Origin of the sequence: Photobacterium aphoticum, assembly GCF_001029435.1 — a bacterium.
Lineage (GTDB): Bacteria > Pseudomonadota > Gammaproteobacteria > Enterobacterales > Vibrionaceae > Photobacterium > Photobacterium aphoticum.
The window spans coordinates 13,276-28,004 of record NZ_LDOV01000004.1 but is presented as its reverse complement, the minus strand read 5'-3'; the positions used below and the strand labels follow the sequence as shown (position 1 = coordinate 28,004).

At 54.3% G+C, this 14,729-nt stretch carries 12 protein-coding genes; all 12 read left to right on the top strand.

Features of this window, described 5'->3' with window-relative positions:
- Positions 1–4: 4 nt before the first annotated feature.
- The 12 genes from ftsL to ftsZ all read left to right on the top strand — a co-directional run bounded on the left by ftsL (position 5) and on the right by ftsZ (position 14,700).
- Positions 5–325 carry a cell division protein FtsL gene (gene ftsL / locus ABT58_RS02090; RefSeq protein ID WP_047872713.1) on the top strand — a complete coding sequence of 107 codons (321 nt, stop codon included), beginning with the start codon at positions 5–7 and terminating at the stop codon, positions 323–325.
- A complete protein-coding gene (locus ABT58_RS02085) occupies positions 326–2,104 on the top strand; it encodes a penicillin-binding transpeptidase domain-containing protein (RefSeq protein ID WP_047872712.1) in 1,779 nt (592 codons plus the stop codon).
- Positions 2,091–3,602 (top strand): UDP-N-acetylmuramoyl-L-alanyl-D-glutamate--2,6-diaminopimelate ligase, encoded by a 1,512-nt coding sequence (gene murE / locus ABT58_RS02080; protein WP_047872711.1) that lies wholly within the window; start codon positions 2,091–2,093, stop codon positions 3,600–3,602. Before ABT58_RS02085 ends, murE begins: the two co-directional genes overlap by 14 nt.
- Positions 3,599–4,981 carry a UDP-N-acetylmuramoyl-tripeptide--D-alanyl-D-alanine ligase gene (gene murF / locus ABT58_RS02075; RefSeq protein ID WP_047872710.1) on the top strand — a complete coding sequence of 461 codons (1,383 nt, stop codon included), beginning with the start codon at positions 3,599–3,601 and terminating at the stop codon, positions 4,979–4,981. Before murE ends, murF begins: the two co-directional genes overlap by 4 nt.
- On the top strand, positions 4,978–6,060 hold the full coding sequence (mraY, locus tag ABT58_RS02070) for a phospho-N-acetylmuramoyl-pentapeptide-transferase (RefSeq protein WP_047872709.1): 1,083 nt from the start codon (positions 4,978–4,980) through the stop codon (positions 6,058–6,060). The genes murF and mraY overlap by 4 nt, the downstream gene beginning before the upstream one ends.
- Positions 6,061–7,398 carry a UDP-N-acetylmuramoyl-L-alanine--D-glutamate ligase gene (murD, locus tag ABT58_RS02065; protein ID WP_047872708.1) on the top strand — a complete coding sequence of 446 codons (1,338 nt, stop codon included), beginning with the start codon at positions 6,061–6,063 and terminating at the stop codon, positions 7,396–7,398.
- Complete coding sequence (gene ftsW / locus ABT58_RS02060; RefSeq protein ID WP_047872707.1) at positions 7,398–8,621, top strand: cell division protein FtsW; 1,224 nt, start codon at positions 7,398–7,400, stop codon at positions 8,619–8,621. Before murD ends, ftsW begins: the two co-directional genes overlap by 1 nt.
- The gene (murG, locus tag ABT58_RS02055) at positions 8,608–9,672 is read left to right on the top strand and encodes an undecaprenyldiphospho-muramoylpentapeptide beta-N-acetylglucosaminyltransferase (RefSeq protein ID WP_047872706.1); all 1,065 of its coding nucleotides are present in this window, start codon (positions 8,608–8,610) and stop codon (positions 9,670–9,672) included. The genes ftsW and murG overlap by 14 nt, the downstream gene beginning before the upstream one ends.
- Positions 9,673–9,686: 14 nt before the next feature.
- On the top strand, positions 9,687–11,147 hold the full coding sequence (gene murC / locus ABT58_RS02050) for a UDP-N-acetylmuramate--L-alanine ligase (protein ID WP_047872705.1): 1,461 nt from the start codon (positions 9,687–9,689) through the stop codon (positions 11,145–11,147).
- Between the two features lie 264 nt (positions 11,148–11,411).
- Entirely contained in the window at positions 11,412–12,170 is a 759-nt protein-coding gene (locus ABT58_RS02045) for a cell division protein FtsQ/DivIB (RefSeq protein ID WP_047872704.1), read from the top strand.
- A 54-nt stretch (positions 12,171–12,224) separates the two neighbouring features.
- Positions 12,225–13,481, top strand: a complete 1,257-nt coding sequence (ftsA, locus tag ABT58_RS02040; protein WP_047872703.1) for a cell division protein FtsA — start codon at positions 12,225–12,227, stop codon at positions 13,479–13,481.
- 34 nt (positions 13,482–13,515) lie between these two features.
- Positions 13,516–14,700 carry a cell division protein FtsZ gene (gene ftsZ, locus ABT58_RS02035; protein ID WP_047872702.1) on the top strand — a complete coding sequence of 395 codons (1,185 nt, stop codon included), beginning with the start codon at positions 13,516–13,518 and terminating at the stop codon, positions 14,698–14,700.
- The last annotated feature ends 29 nt before the right edge of the window (positions 14,701–14,729 follow it).

Here is a 14,729-nt window from a genome sequence, read left to right as displayed (position 1 = left end):
TCGTATGAAAGTCGCACCGGAACCTTCAGACAATCTCGCTAAAATCATTGGCAAAGATCTCCTGACCATCGGGCGTTTTCCGCTCGTGCTGTTGGTTCTGGTGTTGTGTTCTGCGGTTGGGGTGGTGCTCATCACCCACAACTCCCGCCAATTAATTGCCCAGCAAGAGCAACTGCTGATCGAACGCGATCAGCTCGACATTGAATGGCGCAACCAAATCCTTGAAGAAAATTCACTGGCTGAGCATAGCCGCATTGAGCGTCTGGCCGAGGATGAAATGCAAATGCATCGTCCTTCCCGCGACAATGAAGTCATTGTGCAGTAAATGAAATTGAAGAATCTATTTAAGCGTTCAGCCAAGCAGAACCAGCGACGTCAGAAAGCGCCACCGGCATTCATCCCGTGGCGCTTTACTGTCATTTGTGGCTTCGTTGCGCTGGCGTTGATCGCTCTGATCGCCCGGGCCGCCTACATTCAGGTGCTTGAGCCGGGCAAGTTGATCCAAGAAGGGGACATGCGTTCATTGCGTGTCAAAGCCATGCCATCCGCACGTGGGATCATCTCCGATCGCAATGGTGAACCACTGGCCGTCAGTGTACCGGTACAGGCAGTCTGGGCCGACCCTGTAGAGATATTTAAAGATGATGGACTGGCGCAGCGTGAACGCTGGTATGCTCTGGCCGATGTTTTGGGTCTGGATCGCAAAGAATTACTCGACCGTTTAGAAGACAACAAAAAGCGGCGCTTTATCTACCTGCAGCGTCAGGTGAGTCCGGCGATGGCTGATTATGTCAGGAAGTTGAGCTTGCGGGGCATTGGCTTGAAAGACGAGTCCCGTCGTTTCTATCCGGCCGCTGAGGTCAGCGCCCATCTGATTGGTGTGACGGGTATCGACAGTCACGGCCTGGAAGGGGTGGAGCGCACCTATGACGGCTGGCTGACTGGCGAGCCGGGACGCCGCACCGTGCGTAAAGACCGTTACGGGCGCGTGGTGGAAAATATCTCTCTGAAACAACGTGAGCCGGGCAAACCGCTCAGTCTGAGTATCGATCAGCGTCTGCAGGCCGTGGCTTACCGCGCCGTGAAACAGGCGGTGGCCGATTATCAGGCGACATCCGCATCCATTGTGATGGTGGATGTGCGCACCGGTGAGGTGCTGGCCATGGTCAATGCGCCGTCTTACAACCCGAACAACCGTGAGCAGCTGCAAAGTTACCGTATGCGTAACCGTGCGATCACCGATGCCATGGAGCCGGGCTCGACCATCAAACCGTTTGTGGTGCTGGCGGCGCTGGAAAATGGCGTGGCGGATGAGCACACCGTGATTGATACCGGTAATGGCCTCATGCAGATCGGCGGCAGCCGTGTGCGTGATGTTTCTCGCGTTGGTAAAGCAAACCTTGCTCGAATTTTACAAAAATCCAGTAACATAGGTGTCAGTAAGCTGTCACTGGCGATGCCTATCGATGCGGTGTTGGGGATGTACAGCAGTGTCGGTTTGGGCGATGCCTCGGGCATTAACCTGATCGGTGAAGCGCAAGGCTTCTTCCCGGATCGTCGTCGCTGGTCTGACTTTGAACGCGCGACTCTGGCGTTTGGCTACGGGATTTCGGTGACGCCTATTCAGTTGGTGCGCGCGTATGCCACGCTGGGTGCGATGGGGGTGAGCCGACCGTTGTCGATCCTGAAAACCGAATCGGTGGTGCCGGGGCGTCAGGTCGTGTCGGCAGAAAACACCCGTAAGTTGCTGAATATGCTCGAAACGGTGACCCACAAAGAAGGCAGTGCGAAGCGTGCGGCGGTACCGGGATACCGTGTCGGAGCCAAAACCGGTACCGCGAAAAAAGCGGTGGCGGGGGGCTACAGCGATGAATACGTGGCGATGACTGCCGGTATTGCGCCGATCAGCGATCCGCGTTTGGCCATGGTCGTGGTCGTGAACGAGCCGCAAGGGGACAAATACTACGGTGGTGCGATTGCGGCCCCGATTTTCTCCGAAGTGATGGAAAGCGCCTTACAAATTTTAAATATCCCGCCGGATGCGGGCACCCTCGAACATTTGAACCTCGTGAATCATAGAGATCATAGTGATGCCGGAATCTAAGCAATCTACTCCGCTGGGCGCATTGTTGGCGCCATGGCTCCAAGCAGAGGCGTTACCTGCGTCTGTCTCGGCATTATCCGTGAGCGGCATGACGTTAGACAGCCGTCACGTCAAGCAGGGCGATGTGTTTGTCGCGATAAAGGGCCACAGCGTAGATGGCCGTCAGTTCATGGCTAAAGCGATTGAAAACGGCGCAGCGGCCGTGCTGACCCACAACGACGACAACACGTTCAGCCTGACGGAACAAAATGGCGTGGCGGTGATTGCCCTGCCATCGCTGAACACATTGTTGTCTGCCATTGCCAAGCGTTTTTACGGCGCACCGGATGAAGCCTTGTCGCTGATTGCGGTGACCGGCACCAACGGTAAAACCACTATCAGCCAGCTATTGGCACAATGGGCTAACTTGCTTGGGCATCAGGCTGGGGTCATGGGCACCACGGGTAACGGTTTGCTCGGACAGATTGTACCGGCGGCCAATACCACGGGCAGCGCCATTGAAATTCCGCACGTGCTGGCAGAGATGGTGCAGCAAGGGGCGGATTACGCCGCGATGGAAGTGTCTTCCCATGGCCTGGTACAAGGGCGTATCAGTGCCCTTCAGTTTCAGGCCAGCATCTTTACCAATTTGAGCCGTGATCATTTGGATTACCACGGTGACATGGCGAGCTACGCCGGCGCCAAGAAAACCCTGTTTACCGCCCACCATTGCGGCAAGGCCATCATCAATGCCGATGATGCGGTAGGACGTGAGTGGTTGCTTACCTTGCCAGAGGCGGTTGCCGTGGCACAGGAAAAAATCAGTCTGTCAGGCTGGGCCGGGCAGGCGTTGTGGCTGGAGCAAGTACATTACAGCACCCAAGGGGTGACCGTCCGCTTTGATTCGAGCTGGGGCGAAGGGGAGTTCTGCGCGCCATTAGTGGGCGCCTTCAATGTGATGAACCTGATGTTGGCGTTAGCCACCTTGCTGGCGACGGGCCACCCGATGGCACCGCTGTTGGCCGCCGCGCCGCAACTGAAAGCCGTTACCGGCCGAATGGAAGTTTTTCAAGCGCCTGACAAACCTATGCTGGTCGTTGACTATGCTCATACGCCAGATGCATTGGAAAAGGCGTTGCAGGCATTGCGCGTCCATTGTGACGGCGAGCTGTGGTGTATCTTTGGCTGTGGCGGCGACCGTGACAGCGGTAAACGCCCGATGATGGCACAGGCGGCAGAGCAACTGGCCGACCGTGTGATTCTGACCGACGACAACCCGCGCAGTGAAGATCCTACTGTCATTATGGCCGATATGCTGGCTGGCTTGAGCGCGCCGGAAACGGCTGCCGTGGTGCACGATCGCGCGCAAGCCTGTGAGTGGGCATTTACCCATGCCGGTGCTGACGACATCATTTTGGTGGCAGGCAAAGGGCATGAGGATTATCAAATTCTGGCGGATCGCACGATTCATTATTCTGATCGCGAAACGGCACAAGCATTACTGGAGGCGCACGCATGATTCAGGTTTCTCTTTCCCAACTGGCCCAGATCCTTGGGGGTGAGTTGGTCGGCAGTGATGCGTCGATCACGGCGGTATCGACCGATACCCGTCAGATCGGAGAAAGCACCCTGTTTATTGCCCTGAAAGGCGAGCGTTTTGACGCCCATGACTTTTGTGAAACGGCCCGTGAGAACGGGGCGATGGCCCTTTTAGTAAGCCGCCACTTACCGGTGGCGCTGCCACAAGTGGTGGTGGCCGATACCCACGCCGCATTGGGGCAGTTAGGCGCCTGGGTCAAAGCGACCCTGAGCGAACAACACGGCCTGACAACCTTGGCGTTGACGGGCAGCTGCGGCAAAACCACCGTCAAAGAGATGGTCGCGGCGATTCTGGCCGAAAAAGGCAAAGTCTTGGCGACAGCCGGTAACTTCAATAACGACATCGGGGTACCGCTGACGCTATTGCGCCTGACGGCGGCCGATGAATTTGCCGTGATTGAGCTGGGCGCTAACCATCAAAACGAAATCGCGTACACTACGCATCTGGTGAAGCCACAAGTGGCGCTGGTGAATAACCTGGCGGCTGCCCATCTGGAAGGGTTTGGCTCATTGGCCGGAGTCGCAAAAGCCAAAGGCGAGATTTTTGAGGGGCTGACGGGCGATAACGCTACCGCCATCATCAATCTGGATTCGCATTCACAAGCCACTTGGCAGCCATTGCTGGACAATCATCAGCTCGTGACCTTCTCTGCAACGCAAAAAAATGCTGATTTTTCCGCTGATGACATAATTATTAACAGTCTTGGGCGTGCTTGTTTTACAATGCGCACCCCTTCAGGCGCGTTTCCGGTCAGCCTGACGATTGCCGGTCAGCATAACGTGTCTAATGCGTTGGCGGCCGCTGCGATGGCCATGGCGGTCGGTGCGACCCCGGCGCAGGTACAAGCCGGTTTGGGGCAAGTCACCAGTGTGAAGGGGCGGGTTGATATTACCGAGCCACGCACCAATTTGCGCCTGATTGATGATACCTACAATGCCAGTGTGGCCTCGGTAAAAGCCGCGATTGATTTGCTCGACAGTTTTGACGGGCAACGTTGGTTTATTCTGGGCGACATGGCGGAATTGGGCGATGACAGTGCAGCCTTGCACCGTGAGGTAGCAGAGCATGCGCAACATCGTGGTCTGGATGTCATGACCTTTGGTCGCGCAAGCCAGGTGGTGAGCGAACTGAACGGTGGCCGACATTTTGACAATAAAGCTGACTTGATTGCTGCGTTGCAACAGCAACTCGAGACACAACTCAACGAACATAACCTCCAAGTGACAGTGCTGGCAAAAGGGGCGCGTAGCTCCCGCATGGAAGATGTGATTGTGGCACTGCAGGAACAAGAAGCATGATTTACTGGTTAGCCGACTTACTAGAACCGACTTTTCCTTTTTTCCGTCTGTTTGAATACCTGACGTTCCGCGCCATCATCAGTATCTTAACCGCACTGATGATTTCGCTCTGGATGGGCCCGCGCTTGATCGCCCGTTTGCAGATGCTGCAAATCGGTCAGGTTGTCCGTCACGACGGTCCGGAATCCCATTTTAGCAAACGTGGTACGCCAACCATGGGCGGGATCATGATCCTGGCGGCGATTGCGATCACGGTGTTGCTCTGGGCCGATCTGAGCAACCCGTATGTGTGGGCAGTGCTCGTGGTCATGCTCGGCTACGGTGCGGTAGGCTTTGTGGATGACTACCGTAAGGTGGTACGCAAGAACACCGATGGTCTGATCGCGCGCTGGAAATACTTCTGGCAGTCGGTGATCGCGCTGGGCGTCGCATTTGCGCTGTATGTGCACGGCCAAGACACGGTGGCGACACAACTGGTGGTACCGTTCTTTAAAGATGTGATGCCACAGCTGGGGCTGTTCTACATCGTCTTTACCTATTTCGTGATTGTCGGCACCAGTAACGCGGTGAACCTGACCGATGGCCTGGACGGTCTGGCGATTATGCCAACCGTGATGGTGGCGGGCGGTATGGCGTTCATTGCCTGGGCGACCGGTAACGTGAACTTTGCAGAATACCTGCATATCCCTTATCTGAAAGATGCCAGCGAGTTGGTCGTGGTGTGTACGGCGATTGTCGGTGCGGGTCTGGGCTTTTTGTGGTTTAACACTTACCCAGCACAGGTCTTCATGGGCGATGTTGGCTCTCTGGCTCTGGGTGGCGCGTTGGGTACCATCGCGGTACTGGTGCGTCAGGAACTGCTATTGGTACTGATGGGCGGTGTGTTTGTGATGGAAACGGTTTCTGTGATCCTGCAGGTCGGCTCTTACAAACTGCGCGGCCAGCGTATTTTCCGCATGGCACCCATCCATCACCACTACGAATTGAAAGGTTGGCCGGAGCCGCGCGTGATCGTGCGTTTCTGGATCATTACATTGATGCTGGTACTGATTGCACTGGCGACATTGAAGGTACGATAAATGAAAGGCTTAGGTGGCGTAAATAAGGTTGTTGTGATTGGGCTGGGAATGACGGGCTTGTCTGTTGTTCATCACCTGTTACGACTGTCTCCGTCGATGGATATTAAAGTGATTGATACCCGTGACACGCCACCTGGTCATGACCAGCTACCGGATAGTGTGGCATTGTGCTGCGGCCAGTGGAACATGGACTGGCTATTGGCGGCAGACATGATTGTCGCCAGTCCGGGTATTGCGCTGGCGACGCCAGAGCTGCAGACAGCGGCCCATGCGGGCGTTGAGATTGTCGGTGACATCGAATTGTTCGCCCGTGCGGTGGATAAACCCGTTGTCGCGATCACCGGTTCAAACGGTAAAAGTACCGTGACCAGCTTGGTGGGCGAGATGGCCAAAGAAGCCGGCATCAACGTGGGTGTGGGTGGCAACATTGGTTTTGCAGCATTGGATATGCTGATCAACCAGCATGATTTGTACGTGTTGGAGCTATCCAGCTTTCAGCTTGAAACGACCTCATCACTGGCGCTGAAAGCGGCGGTGTACCTGAATTTATCGGAAGATCACATGGATCGCTATCCGGGCGGTTTACGCCAGTACAGCGAAGCCAAGATGCGTATCTTCCACCATGCCGAGCTTGCGGTGTTTAACCGTGACGATATGGCGACTCAACCCGATGTGAATACCGCCATGACCAGCTTTGGTTTTGATGATCGTGCTTATGGCTTGGTGCGTATCGAGGGCCGCGAATGGTTAGCGGTTAACGGTGAAGCGTTGATGCCGGCTGATGAGATTGCGTTAGTCGGCCGTCACAATGTGGCAAACAGTCTGGCAGCGTTAGCGCTGGCGGATGCGGCGGGCATTGATCGCGCTGCGTCGTGTCGTGCATTGCGCCGTTACCAAGGTCTATCGCACCGTTGCCAGTTGGTGGTTAACCATGCAGGCGTGCGCTGGGTCAATGACTCCAAAGCAACGAATCTGGCCAGCACCCAAGCGGCCCTAAGCGGTTTGAGCCTTGACGGCACATTGCACCTTTTAGTGGGCGGTGACGGCAAAGGCGCGGACTTTTCCGAGCTTGCGCCAATCCTGGCAGAGATGAACGTGCGCTTGTACTGCTACGGCCGTGACCGTGAGGCTTTCTTGCCGCTGGCGGCGCAGTCTGTTGCCGTTGACACCCTAGTTGAGGCGACCACCTTAGCGGCGCAACAGGCCCGTGCCGGCGATATGATCATGTTGTCTCCGGCGTGCGCCAGTTTGGATCAGTTCGCCAATTTCATGGCCCGTGGCGATGCCTTTGTGGCCCTCGCGGAGGCGTTAAAAGATCGCATCGGTGAGATGCACTGATGCGCGTGGCGGTAAAAGACGCTTTTAGCGCGTTCTTCGGTGGCGTGTTTGGCTGGATGGCCAAGCCGGCGGCTCAAGCGCCGTATGACCGTCAGCTGGTGTGGATCGCCTTAGCGCTGATGGTGACCGGCTTGGTGATGGTGACCTCGGCTTCTGTGCCAATCGCGACCCGCCTGACGGATTTTCCGTTCTATTTTGCCCTGCGTCATGCGTCATTTTTAGTTCTATCGCTGGGGCTGGCGGCGGGGATGGTTATGGTCCCTCTCCAGTTTTGGCACCGACATGGCTGGAAAATGCTTCTGGTCTCAATGTTTTTATTGTGTGTGGTACTCGTTATTGGTAACTCAGTTAACGGGGCCTCTCGCTGGATTCCATTAGGTCCGTTGAATTTGCAGCCTGCAGAACTGACCAAACTGACCCTGTTTATTTTTATTGCCGCTTATTTGGTTCGACAGTACGAGCAAGTACGAGAAAGCACGTTTGGTTTTGTAAAACCTATTTTACTTTTAATCGTACTGGGGGGCTTGTTACTGGCGCAGCCTGATTTAGGCTCCTTCGTGGTGATGTTTGTGACCACGGTGGGCATGCTCTTTATTGCCGGTTCTAGGATCTTACCGTTTATGGTCATGCTCGTGATAGCGGTCGGATTGATTGGCGCATTGATCGTATTCGAACCTTATCGTTGGGCGCGAGTGACGTCTTTTTTGGATCCGTGGGAAAACCCGTTTGGTAGTGGTTACCAGTTGACGCAGTCCCTGATGGCTTTTGGCCGTGGCGAATGGTTGGGGCAGGGCTTAGGAAACTCTATTCAGAAGCTTGCTTATCTACCTGAAGCACACACGGACTTTGTATTCTCCGTCTTAGCTGAAGAGTTGGGGTTAGTTGGGGTGACCGTAGTGCTGTTGCTGATCTTCTCGCTGGTGGTGAAAGCCTTGTTGATAGGTCGCCGTTGTTTGCAAACTGAGCAGTTGTTCGGTGGTTTTCTCGCTTTTGGCTTTGCATTCTGGTTTGCCTTCCAGTCATTGGTTAATGTCGGGGCCGCAGCCGGTATGGTGCCGACCAAAGGGTTGACCTTGCCGCTGATCAGTTACGGTGGGTCGAGTTTGTTAATTATGGCGACTGCGGTGGCCATTTTGATCCGGATTGATTATGAGCAGCGTATCGCCGCGAAAAACAGACCGGAACCGACGACGATAGAAGAACAAGACAATGAACAAGAATAAACGCTTGCTGGTGATGGCTGGTGGCACCGGAGGCCATGTGTTTCCGGGGCTGGCCGTTGCAAAAAAATTGCAGCAAGAAGGCTGGGAGATCCGCTGGTTAGGCACTGCCGATCGTATGGAAGCGGATTTGGTGCCCAAGCATGGTATCGAGATTGATTTTATTAAGGTGAAGGGCCTGCGTGGGCAGGGGCTTGGCCGTTTATTGGCGGCGCCGTTTAAGATCGTCAGTGCGATCTGGCAGGCGCGCCGTTATATCAAAGCATGGCAGCCTGATGCCGTATTGGGTATGGGCGGTTATGTGAGTGGGCCGGGTGGCGTGGCCGCGTGGCTGTGTGGTGTACCCGTGATCCTGCATGAGCAAAATGCCGTGGCAGGCCTGACAAACCAATGGCTGTCACGCATTGCGGCCAATGTGCTGCAGGCCTTCCCAGGTGCGTTTGCGGGTCGTGAAGTGGTCGGAAATCCGGTTCGTCAGGACGTGGTGGCCTTGCCGACGCCGAGCGTGCGCTTTGCCGATCGCGACGGGCCTATCCGAGTGTTGGTGATGGGCGGTAGCCAAGGGGCGCGCATCCTGAACCAGACGATGCCCAAAGTAGCGGGGTTACTGGGCGATCGCGTAACGATCTGGCATCAAGCCGGTAAAGGCGCGCAAGCCGAGACGGAACGGGCCTATCGCGAACAAACCGAACTGCCGCACAACGTGACCGAATTTATTGACGATGTGGCCGCTGCGTATGCATGGGCCGATATCGTGGTGTGCCGTTCAGGGGCATTGACGGTTTCTGAGCTGTCTGCCGCTGGCGTCGGCGCGATTTTCGTGCCGTTCATGCACAAAGATCGCCAGCAGGCACTCAATGCCGATCATCTGGTGCAGTGTGGTGCTGCCGTGATGATTGAGCAACCGGATCTAACCGTTGAAGGGTTAGCCGCAGAATTAGAACAGCGCGATCGCGCACAGCTAGAAGCCATGGCACAGGCTGCGCGTGATGCCGCCATCATTGATGCCGATCGCCGTGTGGCTGACGTGATCAAATCGCTAGCGAAGCATTAAGACGAGACAAAGTGATGAGTAAACTGGATAACCAACAATTAGCAAAAATCCGAACCATGGTGCCAGAGATGCGCCGCGTAGAACGCATTCACTTTGTGGGCATTGGTGGTGCCGGCATGAGCGGTATCGCGGAAGTGTTGGTGAACGAAGGCTACCGTATCAGTGGCTCTGATTTAGCACCGAACTTGGTGACTCAGCGTCTGGAAAGCAAAGGCGCGGAAATCTTCTTCGGCCATCAGGCGGGCAATGTGGAAGGGGCCAGCGTGGTCGTGGTCTCTACTGCCATTGATCAGGAAAACCCGGAACTGGTTGCCGCACGTGAACAACGTATCCCGGTGGTACGCCGTGCTGAAATGCTGGCTGAACTGATGCGCTACCGTCACGGTATTGCGATTGCCGGTACCCACGGTAAAACCACCACGACAGCGCTGGTAACACAGATTTACTCTGAGGCCGGTCTGGATCCAACCTTTGTCAACGGTGGCTTGGTGAAGAGCGCCGGCACGAATGCACGACTGGGCTTGAGTCGTTACCTGATTGCCGAGGCCGATGAAAGTGATGCGTCCTTCCTGCATTTGCAGCCGATGGTGTCAGTAGTTACTAACATTGAAGCCGACCATATGGATACCTACGGTGGCGACTTTGAAGTGCTGAAGCAAACCTTCGTCGACTTCCTGCATAACCTGCCATTCTACGGCTTGGCGGTGGTATGTGTGGACGATCCCGTGGTACGTGAATTGCTGCCACGTGTGGGCCGTCCGGTGATCACTTACGGTTTCTCTGACGATGCCGATGTGCGTCTGGTGGATTACCATCAGCGTGGTCAGCAAGGCCATTTCTCTATTTTGCGTAAAGACAAGCCGGCGTTGGCGGTGACCCTGAACATTCCGGGTAAGCATAACGCATTGAATGCAACGGCTGCTGTGGCTGTGGCAACGGAAGAAGGCGTGGAAGACAGCGCAATCATTCAGGCACTGGCTGAATTCCAGGGCACAGGTCGCCGTTTCGACCATTTGGGCGAGTTTGAAACCGGTAACGGTAACGTGATGCTGGTGGACGATTACGGTCATCACCCAAGCGAAGTCGACGTGACCATTCAGGCGGCCCGTGCCGGTTGGAGCGACAAGCGTTTGGTGATGGTGTTCCAGCCGCACCGTTACAGCCGTACGCGTGATCTGTATGATGACTTTGCCAACGTGCTGGAGCAGGTGGATGTACTGGTGATGCTGGATGTGTATCCGGCCGGCGAAATGCCAATTGCGGGCGCAGATGGTCGTTCACTGTGTCGTACCATTCGTGGTCGCGGTAAGATTGATCCGATTTTTGTTCCGCATACCGACGCACTGCCTGCCGCTTTGGCGAATATTCTGCAAAATGATGATTTGGTTCTGACACAAGGTGCCGGCGATGTAGGCAAAATTGCCCGCCAGTTAGCGGATATGAAGCTGAATGTGGCAGAGATGCAGCAGCAGTAATGGGGCAGGCGTGAAGGAATTGAATGGTATCTTTATTGCATATATTCAATTCCTTTACCATATAATGAATGTAAGGCGCACGTAAAATCTCGTATTTCGTGGGCTTTGCTCTCAGGAATCGCATCAGAAGTGTTGGAGAGCTTGAACTTGCTCGGTATAATCTGTCAACTTTACTCGGTAGAATTTACCGATATTTGAAGATAACACCTCAATAGTGGGAATTCCTGGGTAATTATCGGCTATTTAATCAAGGTTAAACTAATTATGGCTGATAGTGTCTTAAAACGAATACCGTTGACATCGCCTTGCGTGCGCAAGCACTGGGGTGGGGTCGCATTTTTCCTCTTTGTGATTGGTTTTGTGATTTGGCTTTTCAGTGCTGCAATACACTGGATGACCGATGCAAACCGACTGCCGTTATCGCAGTTAGTGATCCAAGGGGAGTTGCATTACCTGACGCCGAATGATGTGCGTGCCGGGATCCAGCAGTTGGATCATCTGGGCAGTTTTATGACCCAAGATGTCGATGATATCCAGCATGCATTAGAAGCCATGCCATGGGTTGCTCGCGCTGCCGTGCGTAAACAGTGGCCAGATACCCTCAAAGTGTATTTGGTCGAGCAGCAACCGGTCGCCTCGTGGGATGACCAGTATTTGGTGAACGCAGACGGTGTGGTATTCACCGCGCCGATGGCCCAAGCGGGCAAACCGCTGGTGGCACTGGCTGGACCGGACGGTTCGAGTCAGGAAGTGTTGTCAGTATGGCATGAGATGCAACCGCTGTTACAGCGCGCCGGTTTTGATATCGCGCGGCTGACATTAAATGAACGACGGGCTTGGCGCGTTTGGCTGACAAACGGCATCAAGCTTGAATTGGGGCGCACTGATCGCATAGAGCGATTACGTCGCTTTATCAGTTTGTCCCCAGATTTGGAGCAGCAGGGAAAAGCCATTGAGTACGTGGACTTGCGCTACGACACCGGGGCGGCGGTAGGCTGGGTTACTGATACCGAGCCCAAGTAACGCCTGGTTTGTCTTGACCTGTTTGGTTTCGCAGAACAATAAGAGCGTGCGCTAATGACGAAGGCGGCAGATAAAAAACTGATAGTAGGCCTGGATATTGGCACTTCCAAAGTCTGTGCTTTGGTCGGGGAAATTTTGCCCAATGGTGAAGTGAACGTCATCGGTGAAGGCAGCAGTCCGTCTAACGGGATGGACAAAGGCGGGGTAAACGACCTGGAATCGGTAGTCAAATCCGTGCAAGGGGCGATTTACAAGGCTGAGCTGATGGCCGACTGCCAGATCTCCTCGGTATTTTTGTCATTATCCGGCAAGCATATTCGTTGCCAGACAGAAGAAGGCATGGTGCCGATTTCTGACAAAGAGGTAACGCAAGACGACGTTGATAATGTTATCCATACAGCGAAGTCAGTAAAAATTAGTGATGAACACAAAGTTTTGCATGTTATCCCGCAAGAATTTGCTATTGATTACCAAGAGGGGATTAAAAACCCGGTTGGTTTATCTGGGGTACGCATGGAAGCCAATGTGCATCTGATCACCTGTCACAACGACATGGCGCGTAACATTGTGAAAGCCGTGGAACGTTGTGATCTGAAAGTCGACCAGTTAATTTTCTCCGGGTTGGCGGCCAGTCATGCGGTATTAACGCCGGATGAGCGCGAGCTGGGTGTGTGTGTGGTCGACTTAGGCGGCGGCACCATGGACATTGCGGTATGGACCGGGGGCGCATTACGACATGCTGCCGTTATCCCGTATGCCGGCAATGTGGTGACCAGTGATATCGCGTATGCCTTTGGTACCCCGCTCGGGGATGCTGAAGAAATCAAAGTAAAATATGGCTGTGCACTGAGTGAATTGGTGAGTAAAGACGCCAAAGTGGATGTCCCGAGTGTTGGTGGGCGTCCGTCTCGCAGCTTGCAGAGCCAGACATTGGCGGAAGTGATAGAGCCTCGCTACAGCGAATTGCTGGGGCTGGTTAATCAGAAGCTGATGGAAGTACAAGAACAACTGCGTAATGCGGGGGTAAAACACCAATTAGCGGCAGGCATCGTCCTGACCGGTGGTGCGGCTCAGATGGAAGGGTTGGTGGAGTGCGCGGAGCGTGTATTCAGCAATCAGGTTCGAGTCGGTTTACCGCTGGATGTGACCGGGCTGACCGAGCACGTACAGTTCCCGCACTATGCGACAGCAGTAGGTCTACTGCATTACGGAAAGGATAGTCAGACATTTGATGGCAGTGATATTGAACCGAAACGTTCTGTTTCTGGTTTGTTCACGAAAGTAAGTGGCTGGTTTAGCAAAAATTTTTAAAACCTGATGCGAACAGGATGGACGGAGAGAACACATGTTTGAACCGATGATGGAAATGTCTGACGAAGCGGTAATTAAGGTCATTGGCGTTGGCGGCGGCGGCGGCAACGCTGTTGATCACATGGTACGTGAGTCAATTGAGGGTGTTGAGTTTATTACCGTGAATACGGATGCTCAGGCCCTTCGTAAAAGCAGTGTCAGCACCGTGATTCAGATCGGTGGCACAATCACTAAAGGTCTGGGTGCGGGTGCAAACCCTCAGGTGGGTCGTGATTCTGCACTGGAAGATCGTGAAGCAATCAAAGCTGAGCTACAAGGCTCAGATATGATTTTCATTGCGGCGGGCATGGGCGGTGGTACCGGTACCGGTGCGGCACCAATCATTGCTGAAGTGGCGAAAGAGCTAGGCATTTTGACCGTAGCGGTGGTGACTAAACCATTTAGCTTTGAAGGCAAAAAACGCATGGCGTTCGCAGAGCAAGGGATTGAAGAGCTGTCTAAGCACGTCGATTCATTGATCACTATCCCGAACGAAAAGCTGCTGAAAGTATTGGGCCGTGGTATCACGTTGTTGGACGCGTTTGCGAAAGCTAACGACGTACTGAAAAACGCGGTACAGGGCATTGCTGAGCTGATCACCCGTCCAGGTATGATTAACGTCGACTTTGCTGACGTACGTACTGTGATGTCAGAAATGGGTCACGCGATGATGGGTAGCGGTGTGGCAACCGGTGATGACCGTGCGGAAGAAGCGGCTGAAATGGCCATTTCGAGCCCATTGCTGGAAGATATCGATCTGGCTGGCGCGCGTGGCGTACTGGTTAACATCACTGCGGGTATGGACATGCGTCTGGACGAGTTCGAGACCGTAGGTAATACCGTGAAAGCGTTCGCGTCTGATAACGCGACCGTGGTTATCGGTACTTCACTTGACCCAGAAATGTCTGATGAGCTGCGTGTAACGGTTGTTGCAACGGGTATCGGTAAAGAATGTAAGCCTGATATCACGCTAGTGACGTCTTCTAAGCCAGTACAGGCAGTGGCACAGGAAAAACCTGTTGCGGCACCAGTAGTTGAAGATGCGAAGCCACAAACGGTGACGCCTTCTGCTTCCGTTGCAGACTCAACCGGTCAGCAAGCGACAGCGGCAAAAGCGAAGCCACAAGCCGATCACGACTACCTAGATATCCCAGCGTTCCTGCGTAAGCAGGCGGACTGATCAATCTAATTGATTTGGGAAATTGGTCA